The sequence below is a fragment of the Stieleria marina genome (assembly GCA_007741555.1).
Taxonomy (GTDB): Bacteria; Planctomycetota; Planctomycetia; order Pirellulales; family Pirellulaceae; genus K23-9.
This window is the reverse complement of sequence record CP036526.1, coordinates 885726-901975: the sequence shown is the minus strand read 5'-3', so window position 1 is coordinate 901975 and position 16250 is coordinate 885726. Positions and strand designations below refer to the sequence as shown.

Annotated in this window: 8 protein-coding genes; 6 read left to right on the top strand and 2 right to left on the bottom strand. The window is 56.5% G+C overall.

The window, feature by feature from the left end; translation table 11 throughout:
* The first annotated feature begins 293 nt into the window (after window positions 1-293).
* Window positions 294-995: a hypothetical protein gene (locus K239x_RS03280; RefSeq protein WP_145416232.1), complete on the top strand. Its 702-nt coding sequence runs from the start codon at window positions 294-296 to the stop codon at window positions 993-995.
* Window positions 996-1171: 176 nt separating this feature from the next.
* Window positions 1172-1711: an NADPH-dependent FMN reductase gene (locus tag K239x_RS03275; RefSeq protein WP_145416231.1), complete on the top strand. Its 540-nt coding sequence runs from the start codon at window positions 1172-1174 to the stop codon at window positions 1709-1711.
* Window positions 1712-1801: 90 nt separating this feature from the next.
* On the opposite strand, the gene nadD is transcribed toward K239x_RS03275, so the two are convergent.
* Window positions 1802-2407, bottom strand: a complete 606-nt coding sequence (gene nadD / locus K239x_RS03270) for a nicotinate (nicotinamide) nucleotide adenylyltransferase (RefSeq protein ID WP_145416230.1) — start codon at window positions 2405-2407, stop codon at window positions 1802-1804.
* 207 nt (window positions 2408-2614) lie between these two features.
* Here nadD and priA point away from each other — a divergent pair, with 207 nt between their 5' ends.
* The 3 genes from priA (at window position 2615) to K239x_RS03255 (ending at window position 14498) form a co-directional block, all read left to right on the top strand.
* Window positions 2615-5053: a replication restart helicase PriA gene (gene priA, locus K239x_RS03265; RefSeq protein ID WP_419189620.1), complete on the top strand. Its 2439-nt coding sequence runs from the start codon at window positions 2615-2617 to the stop codon at window positions 5051-5053.
* Between the two features lie 456 nt (window positions 5054-5509).
* A complete protein-coding gene (locus K239x_RS03260; protein ID WP_145416229.1) occupies window positions 5510-6580 on the top strand; it encodes a TIGR03032 family protein in 1071 nt (356 codons plus the stop codon).
* A gap of 58 nt (window positions 6581-6638) precedes the next feature.
* Entirely contained in the window at window positions 6639-14498 is a 7860-nt protein-coding gene (locus K239x_RS03255; protein WP_419189619.1) for an ELWxxDGT repeat protein, read from the top strand.
* Window positions 14499-14603: 105 nt separating this feature from the next.
* Here the strand turns inward: K239x_RS03255 and pdxH are convergent, their stop codons facing one another.
* A complete protein-coding gene (gene pdxH / locus K239x_RS03250; RefSeq protein WP_145416227.1) occupies window positions 14604-15248 on the bottom strand; it encodes a pyridoxamine 5'-phosphate oxidase in 645 nt (214 codons plus the stop codon).
* Window positions 15249-15454: 206 nt separating this feature from the next.
* On the opposite strand from pdxH, the gene K239x_RS03245 reads away from it, so the two are divergent.
* Window positions 15455-16123 (top strand): YqgE/AlgH family protein, encoded by a 669-nt coding sequence (locus K239x_RS03245; RefSeq protein WP_145416226.1) that lies wholly within the window; start codon window positions 15455-15457, stop codon window positions 16121-16123.
* Window positions 16124-16250 lie beyond the last annotated feature (127 nt).

Here is a 16250-nt window from a genome sequence, read left to right as displayed (position 1 = left end):
ACTGAATTATAGACCGGCAATGCGAAAAAACGAATGCTCTCTTGCGGGGTTCCACCTCACAGACGATCGAATTCCGATCGTAATTCCAGCAGGGTTGTAACGATTGCCATGCTTGAACGAGTCGTCCGGGCTGGCTGGATAAGTTTCCCGGGGTAAACGCTTATGTCTAGGGGAAATTTTTGTCGCTGGTCGGATGTGACCTAGCGTTGGGTGTACACGGTTCGTTCACGCGGACGAACCAACACCAAGAATTCTTGGTGGTTACCAGACCAACCACGCCATGGACAATCCAAATGGGTTTCCTTAAACGCATACTTCGCAACGGTTCGACCGAAGACTCCGCTCAAGTTATCTCCGACGGCAGCTTCGAAACTCTATCGGACGAAGAACTGCAGACGCATATGGGCATCAAAACGTACGGTGCTTTCGAGCTAACCGACGCCGTCCGCCCTTCCTACGACCTGAAAGTCACGCCTCGTCAAGGATTTCGTCACGACGAATACGTTGACGAAGCTGGCCAAAAAACCCCTGTCATCATGGCTGCTGCCAGCCGTCGATACTTGATGGACCTTTTCCTCGAGCTGATTGACGAACTGGGCGAAACAGTGGACGTCGTGCTTGAAACGAGCCATCAATCTGGTGGTGAGCACGAAGACCTCTATCGCGAGCAGATCGACATGCCTGTTCTGAAGAGCATGCTGCTGGACCATGAAGAACTGCTGACAAACGATGGCTGCACTGGAATCGCAGTGATCAACCCCAGCAAACGACAGGAAGTCCAGTTAGACGAACACAAACTCTTGATCGTCTATGGGCATCCTCTCGATCAATTCGAGAACGTTTTGATCAGCGGTGATGTCTATCCTGACAAAGATCTGCAATTCATCACCGAAGCAGAACACGTCCATAGCAGCAGCGAACGCTACTTCGACGAGTTCAATGTTCTCAAAACACGATTGGGCATGGACAGCGAAAACTACGCGGACCTTTGCTAAGCAATCCCGCTTCGCTGTTTGATCGATTCAATAACGTGTCCTTTTCTAAGGGCACGTTTTTTCGTAGTTTAGTTGGGAGCGTTTTCGAGAGTTATTGAGAGCGATCTCGTTTTTCTGCAGCTCATCACAGTGCACGCCGCCGCTGTGCACGTCGTTTTCTCATCCACAACTGCGTCATGTTTCTTGTTCTCAGTGCTAGCCTGAATCCAGATAGCCGCAGCCGGATTTTGGCCAAACACTGCGTCGACTTGCTGCAAAACGCAGATCGCGACGTCACGCTGTTTGATCTCGCCGTGCATTCGTTTCCACCGTGCGACGGTGGTTCTGCTTACGGCGACGCAAACGTTCAACGACTGTCAAAGATCGTCGAAGAAGCTGACGGCATTTTCATCGCATCGCCCGTCTACAACTACGACGTCAATTCGGTCGCAAAAAACGCCCTGGAACTGACGGGCCGCGCCTGGACCGGAAAAGTCGTCAGCATGATGCTGGCAGCCGGTGGACAAGGCAGCTACATGTCAGGCATGGGACTTGCCAATAGTTTGATGTTGGACTTTCGCTGCCTGATCGTGCCGCGTTTTGTTTACGCAGTCGAAACGTCTTTTGCGGATCGCCGCATCGAAGATAACCTCGTGGCGCAGCGCATGTCCCAACTGGTTGACGAGACCACCAAGATTGCGGATGCCGTTAAAGGCATAAACTTCGGTGCCCCCTAACGATCCGTGTTCACTGCCAGTCCTGCCTAGAGACGGTTTGACTTGCACTTCGTCCAGTGTTTTGTGCAGTGCTTTGCCGACTCGGGTGAGTTATCGATAAAGTTCGCTCGCCGCAATCATGGCTTCCACGCTTCGCGGCAAACGAAATCGGATGCTCTTGCCCGCAGCAATCCTTGACCGTAGCTCGCTGCTGGACAATTCAATTTCAGGCATCGCGATCACGTTCTGCGAAAACAGTTCAATGCGATCGGCATCCGCCAAGCCGTCCAGCACACTGAAATCGATGTCGGCTTCGCCGCCTCGCTGGACAACCGCCGGAACAACTTTGCCCAACAGCTCTTCGGGTTGATGCCATTGCCGCATCGACGCCAAAGAATCGCTACCGATGACCATCAGAATTTGAGCGTCGGGTGATTCCTGGAGCAATTCGTTGACAGTGTCGATTGTGTAGCTGACTTCGCCGCGGCGGATCTCGCGGTCATCGACGACGTGCCCTGTCGCTCCCGCCGTCGCCAGGGAAAGCATCCGCAAACGATCTTCGGACTTGGCAATCGCCCCGCCCGGTTTCAAAGGTGATTGCGCTGCTGGTATCCAGCGGATCTCATCGAGCTCCAATTGCTCGAGCGCCATCTCGGCAATCCACAAGTGTCCGTAGTGAACGGGATCAAATGATCCGCCAAAAATGCCGATTCGCATGGTTTGTCTCGTCGATTTTGATGCAAGCGTTACCCTTGCGGACCTTACGTGTCACAGCGCAGCCACACAATCCCTTACCAACGCCCCTAATGCCCTTCGCCAGCCCCGTTCGTAACTTATCCCCACCGCTTGAGCACTTAAAGCTGCCGCTGGGACGTCCAGCACTGCGTCAAAGACTGCTTCTCTACCTGAATCGTCTAATCCACTATGTTGACCGATAGTACTTCGCCGCATTTGCCCAACGATTCCCCTCTGACGATGTCGCCCGGCTTCCCCAATTCTGACCCTCCCCCCGACTTCGGTTCCCATTCCGATCAAGCTGCGGACAAATCGTCGAACCTGAATGCGCCAAGCCAACAGCAGGGCGAACTTTTTGAAACCGCGCCGCCTCCTTGGGAATTGGCCGCACAAGACGACGTGGCTTTGGCGTCAATCGTGTTCAGCGAAGCTCCGCATGGACCGTACGACTATCGAATCCCCGATTCGATGCGCGATGATTTGGTGGCGGGCATGCGAGTCAAAGTTCCGTTGGGTCGGCGCAAAAAGCCAATCATTGGTTGGTGCACCGAAACCAAACAAGGCAAAGCTGCGCATCGAAGCATGCGCGACATCGCGGAAATTCTTGACACGGAACCGCTCTGTGATGCCGCCTTGGTGCGATTGGTACTGTGGATGAGCCACTACTACCAAGCCCCGGCCGGCCAAGTCTTTGACACGCTGATTCCGTCCAGCGTTCGCGCCAATGCAGGAACTCGTGAAAAGACCTATCTGCTGCCCAGCCCAATGGCAAAGGATGACGAATTGGTCGGCAGCCTGCCCACCAAACAACAGACGGCCCTCCGGTTCCTCATTGCCGCTGGCCGTCCCATGACTTCGCAACAACTCTCAGTCGTTGCCGAATGCACACAAGGACCGATCACTCAGCTTCGCAAAAAGGGTTTCGTTCAAGAAAACGTCCGCCGCGAAATGAACACTCCGACATCGACTCGCTGGCAAGTTGACGACGGCGAAGTCGAAGTCGCGCACACGTTGACGGACGATCAAGCCCAAGCCCTTTCGCAGGTCACCGGTGCACTGGATTCCGGCAAAGGACGCACCTTGCTACTGCACGGCGTAACCGGCAGCGGAAAAACCGAAGTTTACATTCAAGCCATCGAACACGTTGTCAAATTTGGCCGCGGTGCAATTGTCTTGGTTCCCGAAATTAGCTTGACGCCACAGACACGCGGTCGATTCGAGCGTCGTTTCCAAAGCGTCGCTGTCTTGCACAGCCAGATGACTCCCGCCGAGCGACATTTTCAGTGGCAACGCATTCGTAGCGGCGAAGTTCAGGTTGTCGTCGGACCGCGCAGCGCCGTGTTCGCGCCAATGCCGCACCTGGGTTTGATCGTGATTGACGAAGAGCACGATGGATCTTTTAAACAAGACACACAGCCCCGCTACCACGCTCGACGAGTCGCTTACGCTCGCGCAATGTCGTTGAACATTCCGCTGGTATTGGGAACCGCGACGCCATCGATGGAATCCTGGCATGCAACCGCAACGGGCCGAGCCGAATTGATCAAGATGCCGTCGCGAGTCGGCAACCGCCCCATGCCCGACGTGCAATTGGTTGACCTGCGTGTGCGTGATGACCGTACCGCCGGAGCGATCAGCCGCCCGCTCCACACGGCGGTCCAGCAAACGCTCAACGAAAACGGACAGGTCATCTTGCTGCTCAATCGGCGCGGATTTGCAACCACGATTCAGTGTCCTGCCTGCGGGTACGTCGTTGCTTGCCCCGATTGTGATATGCCACTGACTCATCACCGCGATGGAGGCAAGGCGGTTTGCCATTACTGCGACTACACGATCGCGACGCCCCCATGGTGCCCGGCGTGTCGTTTTGACGGCATTCGCTACGGAGGACTCGGTACACAAAAGCTGGAGGTCGAAGTCAAAGCACGGTTCCCTGACGCAGTGGTCGCTCGAATGGACAGCGATACGATGCGCAGGCCAGGCAGCCACCAAAAAGTGTTGTCCGCGTTTCGCGCCGGCAAAGTCAACTTGCTGCTGGGCACTCAGATGATCGCCAAAGGCTTGGACTTTCCCAACGTCTTGTTAGTCGGTGTCATCAATGCGGACGGTGCCCTGCACTTCCCCGATTTTCGCGCCGCCGAACGAACGTTTCAGCTGGTCACGCAAGTCGCCGGACGAACTGGCCGAGGCGACCGAGGCGGTCGTGTCATCGTGCAAACCTATTCCCCCGAACATCCAGCCATCCAGGCCGCTTCGCGACACGACTACGAATTGTTTGCCAAAGGCGAGATGATCAATCGGATGAAATTTAACTACCCACCGCTGGGGAGCGTCGCCAGGATCATCATACGCGGCGTCATCGAAGAAGTCACCGAAGCCATCGCCGATTCACTGCTCAGTCGGTTAGAAGTCGCACGCGATACTCTAGGCGCGGAAGTCCGAATCCTAGGACCCGCACCACCACCGATCACCAAGCTGCGTGGCAAATATCGTTTCCATCTCCTACTGCAAAGCGTCGACGCCAATCACTTGGGCGAAACCATTCGACGGGCCACCAAGGATTTCAAGATCGCCGACAAAGATGACGTCCAATACGTGATCGACATCGACCCCATGGACATGCTGTAGTCCGCCGATCGGTCAGATACAGGCAGCTCAGATACCGCAACGCTCTTCGCTCTTGAGCTGCCGATTCAAATCGTCGATATCAGAATGATCGCGTGCTTCGACAATCACTCCATTGCGAAACGTCGCCATCGCGAAAAACCATGTTGATGGCCAACTCTGTCCGCAAGGGCATTGGCTTACCAATCGGATGCGCCCAAGTCTCTCCCCGACCTTCAGTCGACTCGCTTGATGCGAACGGAAATCGGTCGACCAGAAAGCAGTCGACAGAGACATGATCAAAAAAACACGTACAGGCTGAGCGCCTGCACCAAGCAACGACGGCCACATCGGGGTACTCTTCAAACGCCCGATCAGACGGGGTACACTGCACCCCCCCCTCCCATCTTTCAGCAACCCACCTGAACTGCCCCGTGTGCTCCGATGTCGTTACCGCCAGAAACTGATTCAGTAGGAACCATGCGTTCCAAAGCGGTTCCTCAACGGGAAATTGCTTTTCGCGCCTCGGCCGATTTCTCCGGGATTTTGCGGCATCTGAATTCATCCCTATTGGTTTCCACGTATGCGGCAGGCAAGGTGGCGATTGTAGGCGCAGGCCAGGATGATCAAGTCGATCTTCGGTTTCACAATTTCCAGCAAGCCATGGGCATGGCTTGGGATGGCCGGCGACTCGCCGTTGGCGGGCAAAATCAAATCTGGATTCTCGAGGCGGAACCGCAACTGGCAAACCAGATTCCACCAACTGGCCAGTACGATCAAGCGGTCTTGTACCGACGCGCCTACGGCACCGGCAATATTCACGTGCACGAAATGCAATGGACTGGTGAAGAGCTTTGGTTTGCCAACACGTTGTTCTCGTGTCTTTGCACGCTGGATGGCAACTACAGTTTTGTGCCCCGCTGGCAACCTTCGTTCATCAAAGAACTCGCCCCCGAGGATCGCTGTCACCTCAACGGCATGACGATGCAAGACGGCATGCCGAAGTACGTCAGTGTTCTCGGCATGACCAATCAAGCGCGCGGTTGGCGAGAAAACAAAGCCAGCGGCGGCGCGATTCTGGACGTACCCAGCGGCGAGATCGTCTCGCAAGGTCTAGCCATGCCGCACTCACCACGGATTCACAACGGTCGATTGCTGGTACTCAATTCGGGTTGCGGCACGTTGGAATCCGTCGACGAATCCAACGGCGATCGAGTCGTCGTCGACAAGTTGCCCGGTTACTTGCGAGGCATGGACTTCGCCGGCCAGTTTGCCTTCATCGGCATGTCACGCGCCCGCGAAACGTCCGTCTTCGGTGGTATTCCGATCGAAGCCGAAAAGGACGACCTGCGGTGTGGCGTCGGCGTGGTCGACTTACATAGCGGCCGCGCCGTCGCTTGGTTGCAAATGGATACCGGCGTCGAAGAAATATTTGGGGTCACCGTCGTTCCCAATGTCAAACGCTTAGCAATGAGTGGTCCCTATCCCGATGTCGACGAGAGTGAGCCTGTCTGGCTGTTGCCACCCCCGGGTTCGGTTCCGCCACGGTAGACGTCGCTCTAAATCAGCAAGTTCATTTTTCGTTTCATTCCCAACTGAGTGTTCTCCGATGAATCGCAATCTGTTATCGCACCTGTTCTCCGCCCGCGATCGTCGCATTCACAAGACTACGCGACGGCGAGTTTCGCGACGGCGACAATTGTTGGAGCAACTCGAATCGCGGCATTTGCTTTCGGCAGTGTCGCTGGTCGCTGACATTAATGACTTCGAGGACGGCAGTGTGCCGACGGAGATCACGACCGTCGGATCGCTGGGCTATTTCGTCGCTTCGGACCTGGGGCACGGCAAAGAACTTTGGAAGACCGATGGGACCGTAGCCGGGACCGTCCGCGTCAGTGATATCGAAGCCGGACCGGCTGACACTTACATCAGCCAACTGACGAATGTCGATGGCACACTGATGTTCTCAGTCCATGACTACGGCACCGGCTATCCACAATTATGGAAAACCGATGGGTTGGGCGGAGTGATGATGGTGAAAGACTTCTCGGCGGACTCTGCCTACTTCCTAAGTCATCCCACGGCCGTTGATGACTCCCTGTTTTTCTCCTTGTACTCCGCCAGCCAGGGCTATGAACTGTGGGTCAGCGATGGGACTCTCGGCGGCACAATGCTGGTCAAAGACATTCGGCCGGGAGCGAATGGGTCGAAGCCAAGTTCGCTTACCAACGTGGACGGCACCCTATTCTTTAGCGCCGAGGATTCAACGCACGGTCGCGAACTCTGGAAAAGCGACGGCACACCGGGGGGCACTGTAATGGTGCGTGACCTGAACGCTGGCACAGCTTCCTCGATGACCACCTCTGCGGAAATCGTCGCCCTGGGAAGCACTGCGATTTTGGTCGCCGACAATGGCACGACGGGACCGGAGCTTTGGAAAAGTACTGGTTCAACCGTCTCGTTGGTAAAAAACATCAACGGAGCGTCAGCTAGTTCGATTTCCGGACTGACGACCGTGGGTTCCAAAGTTTTCTTTTCCGCGTTTGACAACGTTTCGTACACCGAACTGTGGTCCACCGAAGGCACGTCCGCAACAACGGTTGTGGTGCATGACACGCCCGGCGACGGACTCTACCCACAGAACCTGCGCGCGGTTGGTAACGAAGTTTTCTTTTCAGCCTACAACTACTCCGGCGGGATCGGCCGGGAACTCTGGAAGAGTGACGGCACCAGTGGCGGAACCGTCTTAGTCGCTGATGTGAAAACCAACACCTCCTACTACGTCGGCAATAGCTCCTACCCACAGGTCCTCGGCGATGACGGCACGCACGTTTTCTTTTCGGCCGACGACGGGATCCACGGTCGAGAGGTGTGGAGCTACGACGGGGTTGCGGCAACGCGAATCACTGATGTGAATCCAGGAAATAATGGTTCGGAACCAACTGACGTGACGGTCGTCGGTGGCGTGCCGATCTTTTCGGCGATCGATGGCTTGGGCGATCGCGAGTTGTATCAAACTGATGGGACGCTCGCGGGCACCTCGTTGTTTGTCGACATCCTCGACACCAACGTCAGCTCGAATCCAGGGTCACTCGCTGCACTGGGCGATCAAGTCGTTGTAGTCGCACAACGCGAAACCGGCCCCTACAACGTGATTGCCATCGAAAATAACGGCAGTGGTTTCGCGGCGGTGACCGATCAAATCCCCAGCTTTTATGCGCAACCCTGGGTTGCCCCCGTCACTTCCGGCAACCGGACGTTTTTCAGCGGCTATGACCCGGCCAACGGCTACGAACTTTGGGCGACCGATGGCACCGCGATCGGCACCGCGCTGGTCAAAGACATTGCCCCCGGCAACTTTGGCTCTTACGTCGATGACTTAACCGATGTCAACGGAACGCTATTCTTCACTGCGTACACGCCAGCCAACGGTCGCGAATTGTGGAAGAGCGATGGCACCGCCGGCGGAACGATGCTGGTCAAAGACATTGGACCAGGTGCGACGGGGGGCTACCTCAGTGACTTCGTTGGTGCCAATTCACAACTGTTCTTCCGAGCCTATGAAACCACGACTGGCTACGAATGGTGGGTCAGTGACGGCACGTCGGCTGGGACAATGCTGATTGATGATTTGAACACCGGGCCGGGAAGCACCACCTCGGCCGAAGCGGTCGCAGCGGGCGATGACCTATTTTTCATCAACACCAGCAGTGGCAGCAGTGTGCTGTGGACATCCGATGGCAGCTCGGCCGGAACGACCTCGCTCGGACCGGTGGGGCTGCAGCCCTATGACCTCGCAGCCGTTAGTGGCACGGTCTACTTTTCTGGCCAAGACGCAAGCGGGCAAGAACTCTGGAAAAGCAATGGTACGCAGTCCGGAACCATTCGCGTCACCGACATCGTGCCGGGCTCCTCTGGAAGCTATCCATATTACTTAACCCCTGTGGGCAATGAACTTTTCTTTGTGGGAACGTCGGCCACCTACCAACATTCTCTCTTCAAGAGCGATGGCACTGCGGCGGGCACAAGTGTCGTTCGTGCCTTTGACAGTTCCGCAACCGGTGACCTTCCGTCGGATTTGATGGGTGGTGGCGGCACGTTGTTCTTTGCCGCCAACACGAATGCTGCTGGCTACGAACTTTGGAAAAGTGACGGCACCGCAGCGGGCACAATGTTGATCGCCGACATCAACCCAGGCACCGCACACAGCAACCCGGCACTCAGCCAGAGTACATTCAGTGGCGACAGCCTGTTCTTTACAGCCGACAACGGATCACAGGGACGCGAAGTTTGGCGGGCGACAGCGAACATGGATTTCGGCGACGCACCGGCGTCCTTTGGGACACTAGCAGTCGATGATGGCGCAAGGCACGTGTACTATTCCACTGGCATCCGCCTAGGCGTTGACTCGGACCATGAAGCCGACGGCTCCCCCGTTGCCAGCGCTTTGGGCGATGACAATGCGGGCAGCGATGACGAAGACGGAGTGACCATCGGCACGCTCAACGCCGGGATGGCGTCCACGTTGACCATCGACGTTACCGGCGGCGCAGACAGCGGATTGGTCGATGCGTGGATTGATTTCAACCAAGACGGGACCTTCGATCCCTCCAACGAACGAATTACGCCTGCCGCCGGTGCGCCGGTTTCGGGACTGGCCAACGTGATCAATATCAACGTCGCTGACGGGTTCGCCGGCCCGACTTTTCTGCGAGTACGACTGAGCAGTGAAGGTGGCTTGTTGCCTACCGGGGTAGCCGCCGATGGTGAAGTCGAAGATTACGCGGTCACCGTGTTTGATATCACTCCGCCGGATGTAACTGCACCAGGTTCCATCACCATCGAAGGCAACATTACTGGCGGTGCCGATGGGTCCGCGACGGGCGTTGCCGCATTCCTTGCCGCAGCCACCACGACCGACAACGTCGATCCCGCAGCGTCGCTAAATAACGATGCCGCTTCGCCGTACCTGCTCGGTGATACGACGGTGACCTTCACATCCATCGACGCCTCTGGCAATATCGGCAACGACACGGGCGTCATCACGGTCGTTGACACCACCGCGCCCACCTTGACGCAGCCCGCGGATTTGACGATCGAAGCTAGCTCGCCAACCGGATTGGATGCGACCGATCCAGCCATCGTCGCGTTCCTGTCCGGTGCGTCCACCACCGACATCGTCGACCCGTCCCCTTCGCTTGCCAACAATGCGCCGGCAACATTCGTGCTCGGTTCCACACCGGTCGAATTCACAAGCGTTGACGCGTCCAGCAACACGGCGACCGAGACCGCCAACGTCATCCTGGTCGACACAACCGCGCCCTCATTGACTGTTCCAGCTGACTTGATCGTAGAAGCAGAGTCACCCTCGGGAACCTCCAATACGAATTCCGTGATCGCGGCAGCGCTCGACTCAGCGACCGCGGCCGATGCAGTGGATCTATCTCCGTCGATCACTCACGACGCGCCGTCAGTCTTCCCTCTGGGAACCACGACGGTCACGTTCACGGCGACCGACTTCACCGGCAACCTCACTACCGCCACCACTTCGGTCACCATTGAGGACACGACACCGCCCGATTTGATCGCGCCGGCGGACGTCACCGTCGAAGCGGAATCGGCTTCCGGAGTACCGGATTCCAACGCTGCGGTCGTTGCGTTTATCGGTGGGGCCATCGCGACCGACATCGCCGATCCGGCACCAACGGTCACTGACGACACTCCCGCTACGATCCCACTAGGCTCAACGACGGTGACCTTCACCGCCACGGACGCAACAGGCAATCAAAACAGCGCTTCGGCCAGCATCATCGTGGTCGACACCACTGCTCCGGACTTGAATGTTCCAGCGGACATCACGCTTGAAGCCAACTCGCCGTCGGGATTGGACGCGACGGATCCAGCGATCGCCGCATTCTTAGCCGCCGCGACTGCGAACGATTTGGTCGACGCGTCCCCATCGGTAACCAATGACAGCCCCACCACGCTGCCGCTAGGCACCACTTTGATCACATTTACTGCCACGGACGCGACAGGCAATTCCGCGCCTGCATCAGCCAGCATCACAATCGTCGACACCACCGCACCGAACCTAACCGTCCCGGCGAATAGCACTCTCGAAGCCAACTCGCCGACCGGATTGGATTCAAACGATCCAGCGATCGCCGCGTTCTTGGCATCCGCCAACGCTACCGATGCGGTGGACATTTCCCCGTCGGTAACCAACGATGCTCCGTCAACGCTGCCTCTGGGCACTACTTCGGTAACGTTTATTGCCACGGACGCGTCCGGAAACTCCGCGCCTGCATCGGCTAGTATTACGATCGTCGACACTACCGCGCCGAACTTAAATATCCCGCCAGACATCACGCTCGAGGCTACCTCGCCTACCGGATTGGATGCGACCGATCCAGCGATCGCTGCATTCTTGGCAGCTGCAACTGCGACCGATTTAGTCGACACTTCTCCGGCAGTGACCAACGATGCTCCGTCAACGCTGCCACTGGGCACCACTTTGATCACGTTCACTGCCACGGACGCGACAGGCAACTCAGCGCCTGCATCGGCAAGCATCACAATCGTCGACACCACCTCGCCAAACTTGAACATCCCGGCAGACATCACGCTCGAAGCCAACTCGCCTATCGGATTGGATGCGACCGATCCAGCGATCGCCGCGTTCTTAGCCGCCGCGAACGCCACTGATGCGGTGGACACTTCCCCGTCGGTCACCAACGATGCTCCGTCAACGCTGCCTCTGGGCACCACTTTGATCACGTTCACTGCCACGGACGCGACAGGCAACTCAGCGCCCGCGTCGGCCAGTATCACAATCGTCGACACCATCGAACCAAACTTGACCGTGCCGGCGGACATTGTCGTCGTAGCAGATGCTTTCTCCGGATCCCCCGACAGTAACTTAGTCATCGCAGCCTTCCTCAGCGGCGCCACATCATCGGACATCGTCGACCCCACTCCGACCATCACGAACGATGCTCCAACGACGCTTCCCATCGGAACCACCATTGTTACCTTCGAATCGATCGACGATTCGGGTAACTCGGCCAGTGACACCGCCAGCATAACTGTCATCGACCATCGAGTTTTCATCGTCAATCACGCCGGCGACACGGCTGACGCGGCTCCCGGTGATGGTATCGCCTCGGACGCCAGCGGCAACACGACGCTGCGAGCCGCAGTCGAAGAATCCAACGCTAGCGCCAACATTCTGGACAACAGTGATCAGATCGTTTTCGACATGGGTGCCGGCGGCCCCCAGACCATCCTGGTCAATTCGGCGTTGCCAAACATCACCGATGCGGTCGTCATCGACGGAACAACCCAAGACGGATTCCTGGACGCTCCGATCGTGCAAATCAGCGCAGCGGGAACCGTCCAAGATGGCTTGCGATTGCTCGATCATGATGGCTCAACAATCCAAGGACTCTCATTCACCGGGTTTGCGAACGACGGCATCGAAATCAGCGGTGGGTCGGGTCACACGGTCACCGGAAACTGGCTGGGCATCGACACTAGCGAGAACATCATTGGCAATCGTTTTGGCTTGAAGGTCGGTAATTCGACTGGCAACACAGTTCACGACAACGTCATCAGCGGAAACACTGGTACTGGCGTGTTCGTATCCCCCACTGCGATCGGCAATACACTTACAGAAAACAAAGTCGGAACGGACTCGACTGGCAATGCTGCGCGTCCTAACGCGGGAGCGGGCATGAATCTAATCGGAACAGACAACTTTGTGGTCGACAATCAGTTGTCGGGCAACGACAAGCAAGGATTAATCGTTTCGGGCTCCGGCAACACGGTCCAAGGCAATTTGGTAGGAACCAACGCCGCGGGATCCACGGCACTTGGGAATGGTGCCTTTGGAATCGCCGTTCAATCTGACAGCAATCTGATCGGCGGCGATTCGTCCGCTGGCCAAGGGAACGTGATCTCCGGAAACACCCGCCAGGGGTTGCTGCTCAACAATGCCGACAACAATATCGTCCTAGGCAACCTGGTCGGCGTCGACATCACAGGATTAAGCTCCATCGCGAATACTTCTTACGGCATCTACGTGCTCAATAGCGACGGCAACCAGATTGGCGGCAGCAGTGTTGACCAAGCAAATGTAGTTAGCGGCAATGGTGGGTCGGGAGTTGCATTTGCAAATTCCCAGAACAACACGCTCACGGGCAACAAAATCGGCACGGATGAAAGCGGACAGATTGCCGTTGGAAACAACGCCTTTGGTGTGTTTTTGCTGGCGGGATCCGCCGGCAACGTGGCGTCTGGCAACCAAATCTCTGGCAATGTTGCGACCGGCGTTGGCCTGATCGGAAGCGACACGACCAACAACACGGTCGAACTAAACAACATTGGTTTTAACCACGACCTCACAAGTCAGCTTGGCAACGGAACCTTTGCAGTGCTCGTCTCGTCGCCCGGCAACCTGATCGACACAAACACGATCACTGGATCGTTGCGTGGCGTGGTCCTCACGGATGTGACCGCAACGGGCAACACGGTTTCTAACAATTCGATTAGCGGCATGAGCACCGGCGTTCAATTTGCAAAGGACGCTGCGAACAATACCGTCGGACCAGGCAATGATTTATCTGCTAACACGACGGGCGTCAGATTCGTAGGCAACAGTGGCAACGGCAACACGATCACGCAAAACTCTTTCAGCAACAACGCCACGATTGGGATTGATCTTGCTGGACCGGGAGCCACGGCAAACGACGTTGATGACGCCGACGAAGGCGCCAACCGCGGGATGAACCACCCTGTGATTTCCGACGCGGAGATTATTGGCAACAACTTGAACGTCACTTTCAATGTGCCAAGTGCTCCTGCGAATGCAGACTACAGCTTGACGATTGAGTTCTATCGCTCGGACAGCTTTGGTCAGGGAGAGGCGTTTTTGGCGTCGGTCCCCTTCACTGTCGGACAATTCAATAACAGCGGCGTCACCCGAGCACTCGGTGGAGTCGCCGCAGCGGCGGGACTCCTTCCAGGCGACTTTATCTCCGCGACGGCAACTGACGCTGCCGGAAACACGTCGGAGTTTTCTGCCGCGTTCCAAATCCCCGTGCCAGCCGCGAGCGCGACTTCGGGAGCAGCCCCGATCCTGGCAAGGTCAGTTGTCGACGTCAGCGCCGACGGCGCCGTGACTCCTGCGGATGCGTTGATCGTGATCAATGAGCTCAGTAACCTGCGTTCAACCACACCGCTCGGCGAATCGATCGCTCGCAGCAATGCGTTTTCTGCCGCGGACGTGAATCGCGATGGCAACGTCACGCCGGCCGATCTGTTGCAAGTGCTCAACTTTCTCAGTGAACAAGCTCAACACGATTCGATTTCCGAATCCAATCGGATCGCGTCGCTGGTCGATTCAGTCTTTGGACTTGCCGACGATGATGATGACGTCGAGGATTCTCTAGATGAATCGCTTCTCTTCTAACGCCGGAATCGTTTTCGCAGAGTTCATCTTGCTGTCCGCTCAGCCGTTTGCGTCTTGCTGCCGCCGACAGTTTGTGCGGACGGCATGAATCAGGCTGAGTGCAGCCTACGGAGACAGTCGCACGATTTCCCAAGAGTCATCGCGCAGCCGGTAGCAGATGCGGTCATGCAATCGACTTGGTCGCCCTTGCCAGAATTCGATCGATGTCGGCGCCACGTCGTACCCGCCCCAGTTTTGAGGACAGGGGATATCGCCTTGCTCGTATTGCTTATCCAAATCGACCATTCGTTGTTCCAGCGCATCACGGCTTTCAACAACGGAGGATTGTTGGCTGACATGAGCGCCCAACTGACTACTGCGAGGTCGCGAGTGAAAATAGCTCTCCGATCGCTCGCGATTCGTTTTCGCTGCGATGCCTTCAATACGAACTTGACGTTCCATATGCGGCCAGAAAAAACACAGCGACACTTGGCTGTTCGCGTCGATCTGCTGACCCTTGGTGGAATCGTGATTGGTAAAGAACTGAAACTTGCCGTCCTCAATCCCCTTCAGCAATACGATTCGCGAAGTCACGGCACCCGACAGATCGGTCGTTGATAGCGTCATCGCGTTGACCTCCAACCACGACGGCAAATCCGGTTGTTGCGCCTGGTCAAACCACTTTTTGAACTGAACCACTGGCTCACTTTCGACGTCCTTCTGATCGAGGCCCGCCATCGCGTAGGTCTTGCGCATTTTTTCAATCGTCATTCAGGCTCTCCTGTTTTTCGTTGCACTGCGTAATTTTTGCAGCGGCGACAGGCCCTTATTTGAGCCATTTTCATTGCTAAATCGACGTAAATACGTCGTTCCAAGTTCCCAACACGCGAATTTGGCGCGCCGCTTGCCTCTCTGTTTACCAGCTTAGTGCAAACTGCCAAGCTGGCAGAACCACCTTTATCGTTTGGACCCATAGCATGTCTGACTCTCTGATTGGAAATCTGCTCGTCGCTTCGTCGCTGGTTAATGACCCTGTGATGAGCCAAGCCGTTTGTTTGGTGGTCCATCAAGATGAGACCCAATCCATCGGCGTGATGTTGAATCGGCCCATTCAGCCGAATCCTCAGGCTTTATTGAACATGCTGTCCTCGGCCAATAAAGAAACTCATTCCAAACGTTTCCACGAAGACGCCGCTACCGAGGGGCAGACGAACAAGCTGATCGAAACCGATGAATTGGACCAGCAAGCCGAACAGACCCTTGCGAAGGCCACTCAGGCACTGGGCACCGTGCATTTTGGCGGCCCTCTTAATGGCCCCGTCGTGGCCGTCCATAGCTCCAGCGAATTTGCCGAGGCAGAGACGGGACGAGGAATCTATGTGGCGGCTCAGAAACCAAACCTGGAGGGCTTGGTGCGGTGCCAAGAAGCACCTTACCGACTGATCGTGGGTCACATCGGTTGGGACAACGACCAACTCCGATCCGAGGTCGACGCTGGCATCTGGCACGTCGCAACAGCAACCACTGACGCGGTGTTTGGGCAAGACCAAGACATGTGGCCGCGATTGATCCGTCGCGCGACCGCAAGAAGTGTCGCGAATTGGATCGGGACGCCTGATGTTCCCATGGCAAACGAAGTAAACTGAGTTTGGATTGAATAATCCTCTCGCTTCTTCTTGTCTCTCGACAAGCCTTTCTCGAATCGCCTTGTGACCGAATCAGTGCCCGAATCAGACCGTCCCCAACGACACGTTAAACCCGGGGATGCAAAAC